The sequence below is a fragment of the Diaphorobacter sp. MNS-0 genome, from assembly GCF_019602835.1.
Taxonomy (GTDB): domain Bacteria; phylum Pseudomonadota; class Gammaproteobacteria; order Burkholderiales; family Burkholderiaceae_C; genus Diaphorobacter; species Diaphorobacter nitroreducens.
Genome location: NZ_CP080761.1, coordinates 2,066,054 through 2,079,946, shown reverse-complemented (window position 1 = coordinate 2,079,946; position 13,893 = coordinate 2,066,054). Strand labels below are relative to the sequence as shown.

Here is a 13,893-nt window from a genome sequence, read left to right as displayed (position 1 = left end):
CTCGCCACCCCGCCGGGCGCCCGGGGGCTGGCGCTGGCGTATGGGCAACGGCTGGCTTACCTGGGCGTCAGCAACAGCCGCGCCTCGAACCCGCCAGCCTCGCCAGCCAGGGGTGACGTGAGTTGTAGCTGGGCATCGTGCTTGGCCGCAATGGTCGCGACGATGGACAGACCCAGCCCATACCCCGTGCGGTCCGCGCTCTGGCGCACATGGCGCTGCTGCAGGGTCTGCAGGCGGTCGCTGCTCACACCCGGGCCGTGGTCGCGCACGGCGATGGCGCAGCCGGGGCCCACGATGAGTTCCACCGCGCTGTCGCCGGCATAGCTCAGTGCGTTCTCCAGCAGGTTGCGCAGGGCAATGGCCAGGGCGTCGAAGTCGCCCCGCGCCACGGGCGCAGGCCCTTCGTAGGCGGTCACCAGGTCCAGCCGGTCGGCGGCGCGATCATCCTGCCAAAACTCCTGCGCCACCGTGGTGGCCAGTTGGGCCAGGTCCACGGGCTCCCGGGTATAGGGGGCACTGGACTCGGCGCGCGACAGCTGCAGCAGCTTTTCGGTGCGGCGGCTCAGCGTTTGCAGCGCGGCGATGGCGGCCTGCACATCGTCATGGTGCAGGCCATGTTCCAGCGCGGTCTGTAACCGCAGGCGGGCCGCGGTGAGCGGCGTGCGCAGTTCGTGCGCGGCGTTGGCGGCCAGGGCGCGCTCCACGTCCAACGCGCGGGACAGGCGGTCCAGCAACCGGTTCACATGGTCTTCCACGCTGCGCAGTTCGCGCGGCAGGCCGGGCAGGGCGATCGGGGTGAGCTGCTGCCCGTCGCGCAGGCTGATCTCGTGCGTGAGAGCGTCCAGCACCTGCAATTCACGCCGCGCGATGCGCCGCAGCAGCAGCGCCAGCAGGGGCAGCATGGCCACCATGACGATGCCCAGGCCGACCAGGGTGCGGTTCACCGCCTCGCGCCGCTCGTGCAGCGGGTCGGCCACCTGCATGAAGAGGGGGCGAGTGGGGTGCGACAGGGTGTAGACACGCCATCCGTGCGTGTTCGCGAAGCCCGGCGCCAGCGGTACGTCGAACTGCTCGGGCTGGGCCTCGGCCGACCGCGCCAGCACGCGCGTGTCGGGCGCGACGATCTGGTAGAGCAGGTCGGCATCGGCAAACGATCCCGGAGAGGGCAGGACCAGCGGCCCCTCGGTCGCGTCGCGCGGGCCGGCCGCGTCCAGGTGGTCCAGGTGGTCCAGGTGGTCCAGGGCAATATCGAAGAAACGGTGTGAGACCTCGACCAATTCGCTGTCGAAGTTGTAACTGATTTCGCGGTCCGTGTACCACACCACGCCCAGCACGCACAGCAGCCACACGCCGCCCACCCAGAGGATCAGGCTGCGCGTCAGTCGCCCCGCAAGGGTCTGCGTGCGCAATGGCCCGCGGTGTGTCCTCATGCCGTTGCGCCTTCGTCAGGACGGTGCACGAGGCGGTAGCCCAACCCGCGCAGGGTCTCGATGTGTTCGCGCCCCAGCTTGCGCCGCAGCCGGCTGATGAACACCTCCAGCGTGTTGCTATCGGCGTCGTCGTCAAAGCCATACAGCGCGTCCTGCAGGCTTTCGCGCGTGTGGATGCGCTCGGGGCGGGTTGCCATCACGCGCAGCAGCGCCCATTCCTTCTGCGTGAGCGCGATCGGCACCCCGGCGCGGCGCACCTGCTCGCGCGACAGGTCGATCTGCAGGTCGCCCAGCGCCAATACCGGTACATAGGCGGCGTTGCGGCGGCGTTCCACCGCGCGCAGGCGGGCCAGCAGTTCACCGGGGTCGTAGGGCTTGACGAGGTAGTCGTCCGCTCCCGCGTCCAGGCCGGCGATGCGGTCGCTGACCTGGTCGCGCGCCGTCAGCACGATGACGATGGGCCGGTCCTTGAGGGCACGGATCTGCGGCAGCAGGCTCAGGCCATCCCCGTCGGCCAGGTGCAGGTCCAGCAGTACCGCGGCGTACTGGGCCGCGCGCAGGGCGGCGCCGGCCTGCGCCAGGCTGGGAACGGCATCGACCACGAAGGCCTTGGCGTGCAGATAGCCGCACACGGCCTCGGACAGGGCTTCGTCGTCTTCTACCAGCAGCACGCGCATGCAAATTTCTCTAAGGTGGGTGAGGCCGAAAGTGTAGGGCGCTGTGCGGGCGGTCTGGTGTTCATGGTGCATTCAGGCCGCGGGCGTAGCCTGACGGGGTGCCGTTTTCTGCCCACGGCGGTTGTTGTGCCGCCAGCCCTTGCCATGCCCTTCTGGAATTTGCGCCGCCTGTATGCGGTGACGTTGTTGCTTTTCCTGTTGCTCGTCTTGTGGGACGCTTCGGGCCTGGATCTGCCATTGGCCCGCCTGTTTGGGGGGGCGCAGGGCTTTGCCTGGCGTGACCACCATACCTTTGGCCTGCTGACGCATGAGGGTCCGCGCTATGCCAGCGGTGCGCTGCTGGCCGCACTGGCGGTGGGGGTGTGGCGGCCCTGGGGATTCCTGCGCGTCATGGCGCCGGCGCAGCGCGCGCAACTGGTGCTGTCCGTCATCGGGGGGATGCTGGCGGTTTCGGTGTTCAAGCGCCTGAACACCACCAGCTGTCCCTGGGATCTGGCCGAGTTCGGCGGGGTGGCGCAGTACATCTCGCACTGGGTGTGGGGTGTGCGCGACCTGGGGCCGGGGCACTGCTTCCCTGCAGGGCATGCCTCGGCCGCGTTTGGCTTTGTAGCGGGCTGGTTCGTACTGCGCCGCGCGGCGCCGAACGTAGCGCGCCTCTGGCTGCCCGGCGCTCTGATGGCCGGGCTGGCACTGGGCTGGGCGCAGCAGATGCGCGGTGCACATTTCATGAGCCACACTCTGTGGTCCGCCTGGACCTGCTGGACCGTGGGCCTTGCGTGGGAAAGTCTGGCGCAGCTGCACGTGCGCCTTGGAGTAGCGGCAGATACAAAGCTGAACGAAGCCTGAGCGGCGTCTTCAGCTTGGCTTCAGTGGCAGGTTCCACGATGGCGGCATGTCTTCGCGCGCCTCCATTGCCTCTGCCTCCTCGGCCTCCGTGCCGCTTGTGTCATCTGCCAGCCCTGCCGACGAAGGCCTCTTGCGTGGTGCGTTGCGCCGGCTGGATGGCTGGATGACCGCCCCGCTGTCGGCGCAGCAGGTGGTGGTGCGCCTGTCGCTGTACCTGGTACTGGCGGCCAACTGGCCGCTGTGGCTGCAGATCACGCGCATTGGCGGCGCGCCCAGCCTGTACCTGCGTTCAGCGGCTGCCTTGGCCGTGCTGACGGCGTGCGGCACGGTGGCCATCCTGGCGTTCACGGCGTGGACGCGCGGAATGAAGCTGCTGTGGTGGCTGGTGGTGATGGTCGCCGCGCTGTCGCAGTACTACATGCTGACTTACAGCGTGGTCATGGATCCCGGCATGGCCGCCAATGTGCTGCAGACCGATGCGCGCGAGGTGGCCGATCTGCTGAGCCTGCGCATGCTGGCTGCGGTGCTGGCCGTCGCGGCGCTTCCCTCCTGGTGGTTGCTGCGTGTGCGTATTCCCGCCATGCGGCCGCTGCGCCAGGTGGGCCGCAACCTGGCGCTGCTGGTGCTGGCGCTGGGTCTGGCCGCCGGCACGGTGGCGGCCATGTCGCGGGACCTGGCGCCGCTGATGCGCAACCACCCGCACCTGCGCTACCTGATGAACCCCTTGGCCAGCCTGTACTCCACCTCCGTGTCGGCCCTGCGACCGTTGTTCGCGCGCAGCCGCACGCTGGTGCCGATGACCCAGGGCGCCGCGCTGGGCGCCAGCTATGCGGCCGGGGCGCGGCCCATGCTGTTCGTGCTGGTGGTGGGCGAGACGGCGCGCGCGGACCATTTCGGCATCAACGGCTATGGCCGCGACACCACGCCGGAACTGACCAAACGCAACGTGATGAGCTGGCGCGAAGTGCGCTCGTGCGGCACCAGCACGCTGGCGTCGCTGCCTTGCATGTTCTCGCCACTGGGCAAGAGTGCATTCGAGTCGCGTGACAACGACTACGAGAACCTGCTGGACGTGGCGCAAGCCGCGGGTATGGGCGTGCTGTGGCTGGACAACCAGTCCGGCTGCAAGGGCGTGTGCGACCGCGTGCCGCACGCATCGGCCGCCGAAGGCCTGGATGCCGAGGCGCGCAAGCAGTTGTGCGATGGCGGAGAATGCCGCGACGAGGCCATGCTGCACAACCTGGATGCGCGCCTGGCCGCCTTGCCTGCGGCGCAGCGCGAGCGCGGCGTGCTGCTGGTGCTGCACCAGATGGGCAGCCATGGGCCGGCCTACTACAAGCGCTCGGCCGATGCAGGCAAGCGCTTCATGCCCGAATGCCGCACGGAAGTGCTGGCCGACTGCACCCACGGCGAACTGGTGAACGCCTACGACAACTCCATCGCCGCAACGGACGCCTTCCTGGGCAAGACCATCGACTGGCTGCGTGGCCAGAGCGCCAAGTACGACACGGCTCTGCTGTACCTGAGCGACCATGGCGAGTCGCTGGGCGAGTACGGGTTGTTCCTGCACGGCATGCCCTACGGCGTGGCGCCCGACATGCAAAAGCACGTGCCCATGGTGGCGTGGATGGACACCTCCTTCCTGCGCCGTGACGGGTTGGCGGCCGACTGCCTGCGCGCCAGCGGCGATGCGCCGTTGACGCACGACAACCTCTACCACACCGTGCTGGGCCTGCTGGACGTGCAGTCGCCTTCCTACCAGCGCCCGCTGGATGCCTTCAGCGGCTGCCGGAGCGCCGTATTGGCATCCAAATAAAAACAGCAGCCAGCGCTTATCTATAAAGCGCGAGCAGCTATTGTTTTAAGAGCGTCTTGGCGCTCAGGCCTTCTTCTCGCGCGGCAGGCGGCCCATCAGGTAGAACTCGGGATTGGGCTGCATGCCGGCAAAGCTGGCCATGCGGTTGGACAGGCCGAAGAACGCGGTGATGGCGGCGATGTCCCAGATGTCCTCATCGTCAAAGCCGTGGGGGTACAGCGCCTCGTAGTCGGCGTCCTCGATCTCGTGCGCGCGCTGGCAGACCTTCATGGCGAAGTCGAGCATGGCCTTCTGGCGCGGCGGAATGTCGGCCTTGCGGTGGTTCACCGCTACCTGGTCGGCCACCAGCGGCTTCTTCTCGTAGATGCGCAGGATGGCCCCGTGTGCCACCACGCAGTACAGGCACTGGTTGGCGGCGCTGGTGGTGGTGACGATCATCTCGCGCTCGCCCTTGGTGAGGCTGCCTTCTTCCTTCAGCATCAGCGCATCGTGGTAGGCGAAGAACGCGCGCCATTCGGCCGGGCGGCGGGCGAACGCCAGGAACACGTTGGGGATGAACCCGGCCTTTTCCTGCACCTCCAGGATGCGGGCGCGGATGTCCTCGGGCAATGTGTTCAGGTCGGGGAAGGGATAGCGCTCGGCCATGGGTGTCTCCGATTTTTTATGAAAGGTCTGGTCCGAGCATAGCCGAGCGTGCTGCACCTTCGCGCGAGCACAGCAGCGCCATCAATGCGTCCATGGCCTGACCCAGTGCGGCGATGTGCGGGTTGGCGGGTTCCAGTTGTTGCAGTGCGCACTGCGCGGCCTCCAGCGTGCTGAGCTGGTGGGGCGCGTGCGCCTTGCGCACGGCGTAACGCGTGGGCGGTACCTGCTGCAGGGCCAGGCGCGGCAGGGCCTGCAACGCAGGGTTGGCCCACAGCATCCTGCGGCTCTTGCGCCAGGTACCGTCCAGCACCACCAGGCGCAGCCGTTCGGGCGCTGCCAGCCAGTCGGTCGACAGCGGCGGTGCGGGCAGCATGGGGTGCTGCGGGTCGGGCGGCGTGGGCGGGTACAACAGCACTGCGCGGCGCGGTGCCTGCCGGTCGCCATCAACCCAGGGGGCGTTGATTTCCTGTGCCAGCGCGGCGGCATCGAACGCCTCGCCCACCACGATGCGGCTGCCCGGCAGGCACAGGTGCAGCAGCCGTGCCGTGCCCTTGGCTTGGTGCTGCTCCAGCGGGTGCATGAGGATCAGTACCTGCACTTGGTGCGCCACGGGCCGCACGGCGGCGCAGATGCAGGCTGCGGCGGGGCGCTGGCAGCGGGGGCATACGGGCCGGCGGGGCAGGTGGGTGCAGGAGGGCATCGGGGTTGTCAAAAACAGAAGCGCCCAGCGCTTGTCGGGTAAGGGCTGGGCGGTATTTTGATGCCAGGCCCGGGTGCGGGCCTGGGCAGGGCGGCGGCGCTTATGACAGCGTGCCGGCGCGCACGGCTTCCAGGGCAGCCTTCACGCCGGCGCCGTAGGCCGGGTCGGCCTGGGTGCAGTGCACGATGTGGCGGTCAATGATGTGCTGCGACACGCCGTTGATGTTGCGCGCGGTGTTTTCGCACAGCAGGCGCTGCTTCTCCGGCGTCATCAGGCGGAACAGGTCGCCGGGCTGGGTGAAGTAGTCATCGTCGTCCTCGCGGAAGTTCCAGCGGCTGGCGTCGCCGTAGAGCTTTTCTACCGGTTCGGCGAACTCGGGCTGCTCCTGCCACGCACCCTTGGTGTTGGGTTCGTACGCAATGGTGCGGCCGGCGTTGCCGTCCACGCGCATGGCACCGTCGCGGTGGTAAATGTTGACCGGGCAGCGCGCGGCGTTCACCGGGATCTGGTGGTGATTCACGCCCAGGCGGTAGCGTGCCGCGTCGGCGTACGAGAACAGGCGCGACTGCAGCATGCGGTCGGGCGAAGGGCCGATGCCGGGCACCAGGTTGCTGGGCGCGAACGAGGCCTGCTCCACGTCGGCGTAGTAGTTGTCGGGGTTACGGTTGAGCTCCATCACGCCGACCTCGATCAGCGGGAAGTCCTTCTTGCTCCACACCTTGGTCAGGTCGAAGGGGTGGAAGCGGTAGGTCTGCGCCTGCGCTTCGGTCATGATCTGCACGCACAGCTTCCACTTCGGGAAGTCGCCACGGTCGATGGCTTCGAGCAGGTCGCGCTGGCTGCTTTCGCGGTCATGGGCGACCACGGCGGCGGCCTCCTGGTCGGACAGGTTCTCGATGCCCTGTTGGCAGACCCAGTGGAACTTCACGTAATGGCGCTCGCCCGCGTGGTTAATGAGGCTGTAGGTGTGCGAGCCGAAGCCGTGCATGTGGCGGTAGCCGCGCGGAATGCCGCGGTCGCTCATCACGATGGTGATCTGGTGCAGCGCCTCAGGCAGGCCGGTCCAGAAGTCCCAGTTGCTCTCGGCGCTGCGCATGTTGGTGTAGGGGTCGCGCTTGACGGCCTTGTTCAGGTCGGGGAACTTGAGAGGGTCGCGGAAGAAGAACACCGGCGTGTTGTTGCCCACCAGATCCCAGTTGCCTTCCTCGGTGTACATCTTCACGGCGAAGCCGCGGATGTCACGCTCGGCGTCGGCCGCGCCGCGCTCACCGGCCACGGTGGAAAAGCGCGCGAACAACTCGGTCTGCTTGCCGATCGCCGAGAACACCTTGGCGCGGGTGTAGCGGGTGATGTCGCCGGTCACCGTGAAGGTGCCGAAGGCGCCCGAGCCCTTGGCGTGCATGCGCCGCTCGGGGATCACCTCGCGGTGGAAGTGGGCGAGCTTTTCCAGGTGCCACAGGTCTTGCAGGAGCATGGGGCCGCGCGGGCCGGCGGTCAGGGAATCCTGGTTATTGGCCACGGGTGCGCCGGCGGCGGTAGTGAGGCGATGGGTCATGGGAGAGCTCCTTTCTGGACTGCTACAGGGTTAAATAGATACGAACTATTTGTTTTGAAGAATTATTGTTCTAATCTATTTAAAGGGCAAGCCAAAACCCATTGAATTTCCGCAACGCGGCAATAGGCGCAGGCTTGCCTACACTGTAGAGCGGTAACCTGAAAGAAGGTTTGACATGCATTACGACATCGTGATCGTGGGGGGTGGGGCCGGCGGCCTGGAACTGGCTGCGCGCCTGGGCCGCGCGCTGGGGCCGCGCCAAGGGCGTGAGCGGGTGCTGCTGGTGGACCGCTTTGCGTTCCACATCTGGAAGCCCACGCTGCACGAAGTCGCGGCCGGGACGCTGGACGCCCATCAGGAGGGTCTGTCGTACCCCGTGCTCGCACGGCGCAACCATTTCAGCTTCACCATGGGCGAACTGGCCGGGCTGGACGCCGCGCGCAAGACCATCGCCCTGGCCCCTCAGCGCAATGCACATGGCGAGGAGGTGGTGCCCGCGCGCACGCTGAGCTTCACGCGTTTGGTGCTGGCGCTGGGCAGCGGCTCCAACGCCTTTGGCACGCCGGGCATCGAACACGCCTATCTGCTGGAAAACGTGCGCGATGCGCAGCGCTTTCATGCCGACTGGCTGAGCGCCTGCGCGCGGGCATCGTTCACGGACAAGCGCGCCCTGTCCATCGCCATCGTGGGCGCGGGCGCCACGGGGGTGGAGCTGTCCGCCGAGCTGCTGGAAGCCCATGCCGAACTGCTGGAGAGCCTGGGCAGCAGCCAGCGTTTTCGGCTGGACGTGACGCTGGTGGAGGCGGGCGACCGCATTCTGGGCGGCCTGCCCGAGCGCATCTCTGCCCAGGCCGCCGTGGCCCTGCGCCGCAAGCAGGTGCGGGTGATGACGGGCACACGTGTGCTGGAGCTGCGTCCGGGCGTGCTGGTCACCTCGGCCGGAGAGATCGCGGCCGAGATGATGGTCTGGGCCGCGGGCATCAAGGCCGCGGACGCCAACGCCGCGCTGGGCCTGGAAGTGAACCGGCTCAACCAGTTCGTGGTGGACGAGCGGCTGCGCACCTCGGCCCCTGACGTGCTGGCCCTGGGCGACTGCGCGGCCTGCGTGTGGGAGGGCGGGCGCATGGTGCCGGCACGCGCGCAGGCCGCGCACCAGCAGGCCGACTACCTGGCGCGCGTGCTGCTGGCGCTGCTGCGCGAGCGCGAGGTGACGCAGCCCTTCGTCTACCGCGACTTCGGCTCACTCGTGTCGCTGGGCGAGAACAAGGGCGTGGGCAACCTGATGGGCGGCCTGGCGGGGCGCAACTTCTTCGTGGAAGGGCTGATCGCCAAGTGGATGTACATGTCGCTGCACTTGATGCACCACCGCGCCATCCTGGGTCTAGGCAAGACGGCGGTGCTGGCGCTGGCGCGGCTGCTGCAGCAACGCGTGTCGGGGCGGCTCAAACTGCACTGACCGGCGCGACGGCGGCTTCAGAAACCATAGCTGGCAGCGCTTGCTGCGATTGGATTTCAGGCAATAAACGCCTTGAACTGCTTGATTAGCAAGCGCCAACAGCTCACTTTTTTGATGACTTATCCCGCCAACAGCTTCTGCACCAGGTCCGCGGCCGTGGACGCGCCGTACTTGCGCATGAGCCGCGCGCGGTAGATCTCCACCGTGCGGTGGCTGATGTCCAGCGCGCGGCCGATCTCCTTGGAGGTCATGCCGTCCAGCAGCCGCGCGGCCACCTCGCGTTCGCGCGCCGTCAGCTCGGCGCGCACGGGGCGCTGCGCGCTCAGGTCCTCGAAGCTCCAGATGCCCGAGGCGTGCGGATCGTTGCGATCCAGCGCGCGACCGGACACGTGGCACCAGAAGGTTTCGCCGTTGGCGCGCTTCATGATGCGGTTGTCGGCATAGTGGCCGCGTGCGTTCAGGATGGGCGCCATGCGTGCGCCCAGCCGCTCATATTCGTCCGGGCTGGGGTAGAGGATCTGGAACGACTGGCCGATGAGCAGTTCGCGCGAGGCGCCGAACATCTCGCACACATGGCGGTTGCAATCCACCATGGTGCGGTTGCGCGAAATCACCAGGCCCACGGGTGCCATCTCGAAGGCCAAGCGGTAGTCGGCAACATTCATAGTGGTGCAAGTCTTTAGGGAAAACTACTTAGAAAACTACGTAGTATCGTAGCGCATCCACCCAGCAAACCAGGAGACTGTAGTGAACAAGCTTTACCCCTCGGCGGCCGAAGCGCTCAAGGGCGTCGTGGCCGATGGCCAGCTGATGGCCGTTGGCGGTTTCGGCCTGTGCGGCATTCCAGAGGCCTTGATCGATGCGCTGCAGGCCAGCGGCGTGAAGGACCTCACGGTGATTTCCAACAACGCGGGCGTTGACGGCTTCGGCCTGGGCAAGCTGCTGGAGACGCGCCAGATCAAGAAGATGATCAGCTCCTACGTGGGCGAGAACAAGGAGTTCGAGCGCCAGTACCTCGCGGGCGAGCTGGAGCTGGAGTTCACCCCGCAGGGCACGCTGGCCGAAAAGCTGCGTGCCGGCGGCGCGGGCATCCCGGCCTTCTTCACCAAAACCGGCGTGGGCACCATCGTGGCCGAGGGCAAGGAGCTGCGCGAGTTCGACGGCGAGACCTACGTGATGGAACGCTCGCTGGTGCCGCAGGTTTCGCTGGTCAAGGCGCAGCGGGCCGACAAGTCGGGCAATCTGCAGTTCCGCCTGACGGCACGCAACTTCAACCCGGCCGCCGCCATGGCGGGCAAGCTGTGCATCGTCGAGGTGGAGGAGGTGGTGGAGACCGGCGCGCTGGACCCCGACCAGATCCACCTGCCCGGCATCTACGTGCACCGCATCGTGCACAACCCGAACCCCGAGAAGCGCATCGAGAAGCGCACCATCACCGAGAAAGCAGGAGCCTGAACCATGCCGTGGACCCAAGACCAGATGGCGGCCCGCGCCGCGCAAGAACTCGAAGACGGCTTCTACGTCAACTTAGGGATAGGCATTCCCACGCTGGTGGCCAATTTCACCGGCGACAAAGAGGTGTGGCTGCAGTCGGAGAACGGCATGCTGGGCATCGGTGCCTTTCCCACCGAGGACAAGGTGGATGCCGACCTCATCAACGCCGGCAAGCAGACCGTCACCACCATCCCCGGTTCGTCCATCTTCAGTTCGGACCAGTCGTTCGCGATGATCCGCGGCGGCAAGATCAACCTCTCCATCCTGGGCGCCATGCAGGTCAGCGAGAAGGGCGACCTGGCCAACTGGATGATCCCCGGCAAGATGGTCAAGGGCATGGGCGGCGCCATGGACCTGGTGGCCGGTGTCAAGCGCGTGATCGTGCTCATGGAGCATGTGGCGCGCAAGAAGGACGGCACCACCGACCTGAAGATCCTGCCGGCCTGCACGCTGCCGCTGACGGGCGTGGGCGTGGTGGACCGCATCATCACCGACCTGGGCGTGATGGACGTCACCCCCGAAGGCCTGAAGCTGGTGGAACTGGCGCCGGGCGTGAGCTTCGAGGACATCCAGTCCAAAACCGGCGTGCCGCTGCTGCGCTGAGGGCAGGCACCCGCCAGGCCGCATGCGCATGCACGGCGGGGGCGCGGGGCCAAAACTACGGGCCGGGTGGGATCACCCGGCTTTTTTGTCTTTTTGCGCAAGGCAAAGCGCCGTATAGTGCGCGTGACATTTTTTAACATTTCGTCTGCGCATGAACGCACCCGACCTCAGCCCGGCGGCTTTTGCCGACGGAGACAGCCATTACCTGCGTGCCATCACCGATATGGCCGATCGCCGCACCGTGGTCACGCAGGAAGCGCTCTACAACGATCGGGGCATCAAGCTGGTGGACAAGGGCGCGCGCGTGGACAGCCGGCTCTACGACCGCTTGGTCAAGCACAAGCTGCGCGGCAGCATCGACGAGCATCTGGCCATGGACGACATGGTCAACGTGCAGTCCATCGTGCAACTGGCCGCGTCGCAGTGCGAGCACGACACGCTGGCCTATCTGCTGGTGCACACGCTGGAGGGCATGACCGCCGAGAAGCTGCTCGCGCCCGTGCGCGCCTTGCTGCTGCCGCCGTCCCTGGCCTTCAAGCTCACCGTCATGCGCGAGCAGCATCCGGTGCTGTTCGAGCACAGCGTGCGCATGATGCTGGCGGCCGTGTACCTGGGCATCAAGAGCGGCTGGAGCGACCGCGAATGCGTGCCTCTGGCGACGGCGGCGCTGCTGCACGACATCGGCGTGCTGCACATGGACCCCGTCTGGCACGACCCGGCCAACAAGATGACGGCCGTCGGGCGCCAGCAGCTCATGGCGCACCCCATCACGGCCATGTTGATCATCCGGGGGCAGAACATGTTCCCGCGCGTGGTGGAGCGGGCCGTGCTGGAACACCATGAATGCATGGATGGCAGCGGTTATCCGCGCGGCCTGCAGGGGGACCAGATCTCGCTCATGGGGAAGATCCTGATGGTGGCCGAGGTGGTGGCCGCCTTCTTCGAAAAATACGCCAACGAGGCCGCGGCCCAGCGCCTGTCGCTCACGCTGCGCCTGAACCACCGCAAGTTCCCCGCAGCGCTCATCGCCTGTCTGCTGCCCGTGCTGCAGATACGCGCCGTGCAGACCGATGTACAGGTTACGCCGGCAGATGTGGAGCGGCTCATTGAACAGCTGTCCACGGCCTTTGGCGACTGGGACACCCGCCGTGCCGGGCTGCCGCCAGAGGCTGCGGAATCCGAGGCCTGCGCCTTCGTGGCGCAGCGGCTTTCCGCGCTGCAAAAAACCCTGTTCGAGGCCGGCTCCCATCCCCAGCAGCAGGCCGAGGCCCTGCAATACCTGCAGGGCGATGAACAAGGCTTGGCCGAACTGGCTCTGCTGGGGCGGGAAGCCCTGTGGCAGCTGCAGGGCATCGTGGACGCCACCCACAGCCGCTGGCTCACGCTGGAGCACAGCCCGCAGGCGGGCGACCAGGCGGTCGTGCAGTGGCGCGATGCCTGCGCGGTGCGCTTGGCGCAGCGCTGAAATCTGCGCTCCTGACGCACCGCCGGATCAGACGCTAGGCCCTGACGCCGGCTGGGTTGGAGCCGCCAACCGCCGATGATTACTGTATATTTGAAAGGGGTATCTATTTAGCTCCAGTGACGTGAGAATAGCTGGATGGAAACCCAGATGCTAACGCCAACTCCTGGAGGGGACTACCCCCGCACCTGGAACGAATTTCTTGACTGGTTTGCCACCGAAGAGGCTTGCCAGGCGTTCCTGGAGAAGCTTCGGTGGCCCCAAGGCTTCGTCTGCCCGCGTTGCGGCAACGCTGGCGATGTGTACCGCGCCAGCCGCACCCGCCTGATGTGCCGCTCATGCCAGTACCAAGGCACAGTGACATCTGGAACCATCTTTGACAAGACGCGCACACCGCTGCGTGTCTGGCTGGCTGCAGCTTGGTACCTGACCAATCAGAAACAAGGCGTGAGCGCCCTGGGGCTGCAGCGCGTATTGGGTTTGGGGAGCTACCAGACCGCCTGGACCATGCTGCACCGGTTTCGACGTGCCATGGTCCGCCCGGGCCGGGACAAGCTCAAGGGGCTTGTGGAGGTGGATGAAACGTACCTGTCCATCACGGATCGCAAGAATCCCGCCACCCCTGCAGGGCGCAAGAGCAGCACCACCAAAGTGTTGATGGTCATGGCGGTGGAGATCGTGGAGCCCAAGGGGTTTGGGCGCATCCGGTTACGCCGCATTGACCGAGACGCCGCCACCCACGTAATCCCCTTTGTGCAGGAGGTGGTCGAGCCTGGAGCCCAGGTACGCACGGATGGTTCGGCGGCATACCGCGCTCTGGGAGAACTGGGTTACACCCACCAGCGCACCGTCATGCTCGGCTCAGGCGTACCTGCCCATGTCTCCATGGCGGGAGTGCACCGGGTCGCCTCACTGGTACAGCGCTGGGTGCTGGGAACACATCATGGCTCTGTACAGCCAGACCACCTGGACGCCTATCTCGATGAATTCGTGTTCCGTTTCAACCGGCGCACATCCAGCTCACGCGGGATGCTGTTTTACCGCTTGCTGCAGCAAGCGGTGGTTACGCCGCCAGTGACGTATGGGGATGTCGTGAGCAAGAACACCGGGGAGAGCCAATCGGATACCATTGCTGGATGAAATCACAGTATCAATGGGGCTGCTGGAGCTAAATAGATACCCCTTATATTTGAACAGTATTCATCGGCG

Annotated in this window: 13 protein-coding genes; 7 read left to right on the top strand and 6 right to left on the bottom strand. The window is 66.5% G+C overall.

From position 1 onward, the window contains the following. Positions 1-56: 56 nt before the first annotated feature. Together K2L43_RS09960 and K2L43_RS09955 are read right to left on the bottom strand one after the other, a co-directional pair. Positions 57-1,430 carry a HAMP domain-containing sensor histidine kinase gene (locus K2L43_RS09960; protein WP_220637450.1) on the bottom strand — a complete coding sequence of 458 codons (1,374 nt, stop codon included), beginning with the start codon at positions 1,428-1,430 and terminating at the stop codon, positions 57-59. Then, the gene (locus K2L43_RS09955; protein WP_220637449.1) at positions 1,427-2,107 is read right to left on the bottom strand and encodes a response regulator transcription factor; all 681 of its coding nucleotides are present in this window, start codon (positions 2,105-2,107) and stop codon (positions 1,427-1,429) included. Before K2L43_RS09955 ends, K2L43_RS09960 begins: the two co-directional genes overlap by 4 nt. Before the next feature lie 144 nt (positions 2,108-2,251). On the opposite strand from K2L43_RS09955, the gene K2L43_RS09950 reads away from it, so the two are divergent. Together K2L43_RS09950 and K2L43_RS09945 are read left to right on the top strand one after the other, a co-directional pair. Next, positions 2,252-2,953, top strand: coding sequence for a phosphatase PAP2 family protein (locus K2L43_RS09950; protein ID WP_220637448.1), 702 nt, complete (start codon positions 2,252-2,254; stop codon positions 2,951-2,953). Positions 2,954-3,116: 163 nt separating this feature from the next. Further along, positions 3,117-4,769 (top strand): phosphoethanolamine transferase, encoded by a 1,653-nt coding sequence (locus tag K2L43_RS09945; protein ID WP_220638988.1) that lies wholly within the window; start codon positions 3,117-3,119, stop codon positions 4,767-4,769. Between the two features lie 63 nt (positions 4,770-4,832). Here K2L43_RS09945 and K2L43_RS09940 read toward each other — a convergent pair whose 3' ends face one another. The 3 genes from K2L43_RS09940 to K2L43_RS09930 all read right to left on the bottom strand — a co-directional run bounded on the left by K2L43_RS09940 (position 4,833) and on the right by K2L43_RS09930 (position 7,669). After that, positions 4,833-5,414 carry a peroxidase-related enzyme gene (locus tag K2L43_RS09940; protein WP_220637447.1) on the bottom strand — a complete coding sequence of 194 codons (582 nt, stop codon included), beginning with the start codon at positions 5,412-5,414 and terminating at the stop codon, positions 4,833-4,835. A 16-nt stretch (positions 5,415-5,430) separates the two neighbouring features. After that, positions 5,431-6,114 (bottom strand): tRNA-uridine aminocarboxypropyltransferase, encoded by a 684-nt coding sequence (locus K2L43_RS09935; protein WP_220637446.1) that lies wholly within the window; start codon positions 6,112-6,114, stop codon positions 5,431-5,433. 100 nt (positions 6,115-6,214) lie between these two features. Further along, entirely contained in the window at positions 6,215-7,669 is a 1,455-nt protein-coding gene (locus tag K2L43_RS09930; protein WP_220637445.1) for a catalase, read from the bottom strand. A 175-nt stretch (positions 7,670-7,844) separates the two neighbouring features. Between K2L43_RS09930 and K2L43_RS09925 the strand changes: the two genes are divergently transcribed. Continuing rightward, complete coding sequence (locus tag K2L43_RS09925; RefSeq protein ID WP_015913295.1) at positions 7,845-9,125, top strand: NAD(P)/FAD-dependent oxidoreductase; 1,281 nt, start codon at positions 7,845-7,847, stop codon at positions 9,123-9,125. A 119-nt stretch (positions 9,126-9,244) separates the two neighbouring features. On the opposite strand, the gene K2L43_RS09920 is transcribed toward K2L43_RS09925, so the two are convergent. After that, a complete protein-coding gene (locus K2L43_RS09920; RefSeq protein WP_088886809.1) occupies positions 9,245-9,790 on the bottom strand; it encodes a PAS and helix-turn-helix domain-containing protein in 546 nt (181 codons plus the stop codon). Positions 9,791-9,872: 82 nt separating this feature from the next. On the opposite strand from K2L43_RS09920, the gene K2L43_RS09915 reads away from it, so the two are divergent. The 4 genes from K2L43_RS09915 to K2L43_RS09900 all read left to right on the top strand — a co-directional run bounded on the left by K2L43_RS09915 (position 9,873) and on the right by K2L43_RS09900 (position 13,824). Then, positions 9,873-10,580: a CoA transferase subunit A gene (locus K2L43_RS09915; protein ID WP_011805209.1), complete on the top strand. Its 708-nt coding sequence runs from the start codon at positions 9,873-9,875 to the stop codon at positions 10,578-10,580. 3 nt (positions 10,581-10,583) lie between these two features. Further along, positions 10,584-11,222 carry a 3-oxoacid CoA-transferase subunit B gene (locus K2L43_RS09910; RefSeq protein WP_011805210.1) on the top strand — a complete coding sequence of 213 codons (639 nt, stop codon included), beginning with the start codon at positions 10,584-10,586 and terminating at the stop codon, positions 11,220-11,222. Positions 11,223-11,373: 151 nt separating this feature from the next. Further along, positions 11,374-12,687 carry an HD-GYP domain-containing protein gene (locus K2L43_RS09905; protein WP_220637444.1) on the top strand — a complete coding sequence of 438 codons (1,314 nt, stop codon included), beginning with the start codon at positions 11,374-11,376 and terminating at the stop codon, positions 12,685-12,687. 135 nt (positions 12,688-12,822) lie between these two features. After that, on the top strand, positions 12,823-13,824 hold the full coding sequence (locus tag K2L43_RS09900) for an IS1595-like element ISCsp2 family transposase (protein WP_011805635.1): 1,002 nt from the start codon (positions 12,823-12,825) through the stop codon (positions 13,822-13,824). Positions 13,825-13,893: the final 69 nt, after the last annotated feature.

Coding starts and splice junctions, on each gene's coding strand:
- K2L43_RS09955 (WP_220637449.1), bottom strand. CDS start 2,107: ATGCGCGTGCTGCTGGTAGAAGACGACGAAGCCCTGTCCGAGGCCGTG.
- K2L43_RS09960 (WP_220637450.1), bottom strand. CDS start 1,430: ATGAGGACACACCGCGGGCCATTGCGCACGCAGACCCTTGCGGGGCGA.
- K2L43_RS09905 (WP_220637444.1), top strand. CDS start 11,374: ATGAACGCACCCGACCTCAGCCCGGCGGCTTTTGCCGACGGAGACAGC.
- K2L43_RS09930 (WP_220637445.1), bottom strand. CDS start 7,669: ATGACCCATCGCCTCACTACCGCCGCCGGCGCACCCGTGGCCAATAAC.
- K2L43_RS09940 (WP_220637447.1), bottom strand. CDS start 5,414: ATGGCCGAGCGCTATCCCTTCCCCGACCTGAACACATTGCCCGAGGAC.
- K2L43_RS09925 (WP_015913295.1), top strand. CDS start 7,845: ATGCATTACGACATCGTGATCGTGGGGGGTGGGGCCGGCGGCCTGGAA.
- K2L43_RS09910 (WP_011805210.1), top strand. CDS start 10,584: ATGCCGTGGACCCAAGACCAGATGGCGGCCCGCGCCGCGCAAGAACTC.
- K2L43_RS09900 (WP_011805635.1), top strand. CDS start 12,823: ATGGAAACCCAGATGCTAACGCCAACTCCTGGAGGGGACTACCCCCGC.
- K2L43_RS09945 (WP_220638988.1), top strand. CDS start 3,117: ATGACCGCCCCGCTGTCGGCGCAGCAGGTGGTGGTGCGCCTGTCGCTG.
- K2L43_RS09950 (WP_220637448.1), top strand. CDS start 2,252: ATGCCCTTCTGGAATTTGCGCCGCCTGTATGCGGTGACGTTGTTGCTT.
- K2L43_RS09935 (WP_220637446.1), bottom strand. CDS start 6,114: ATGCCCTCCTGCACCCACCTGCCCCGCCGGCCCGTATGCCCCCGCTGC.
- K2L43_RS09920 (WP_088886809.1), bottom strand. CDS start 9,790: ATGAATGTTGCCGACTACCGCTTGGCCTTCGAGATGGCACCCGTGGGC.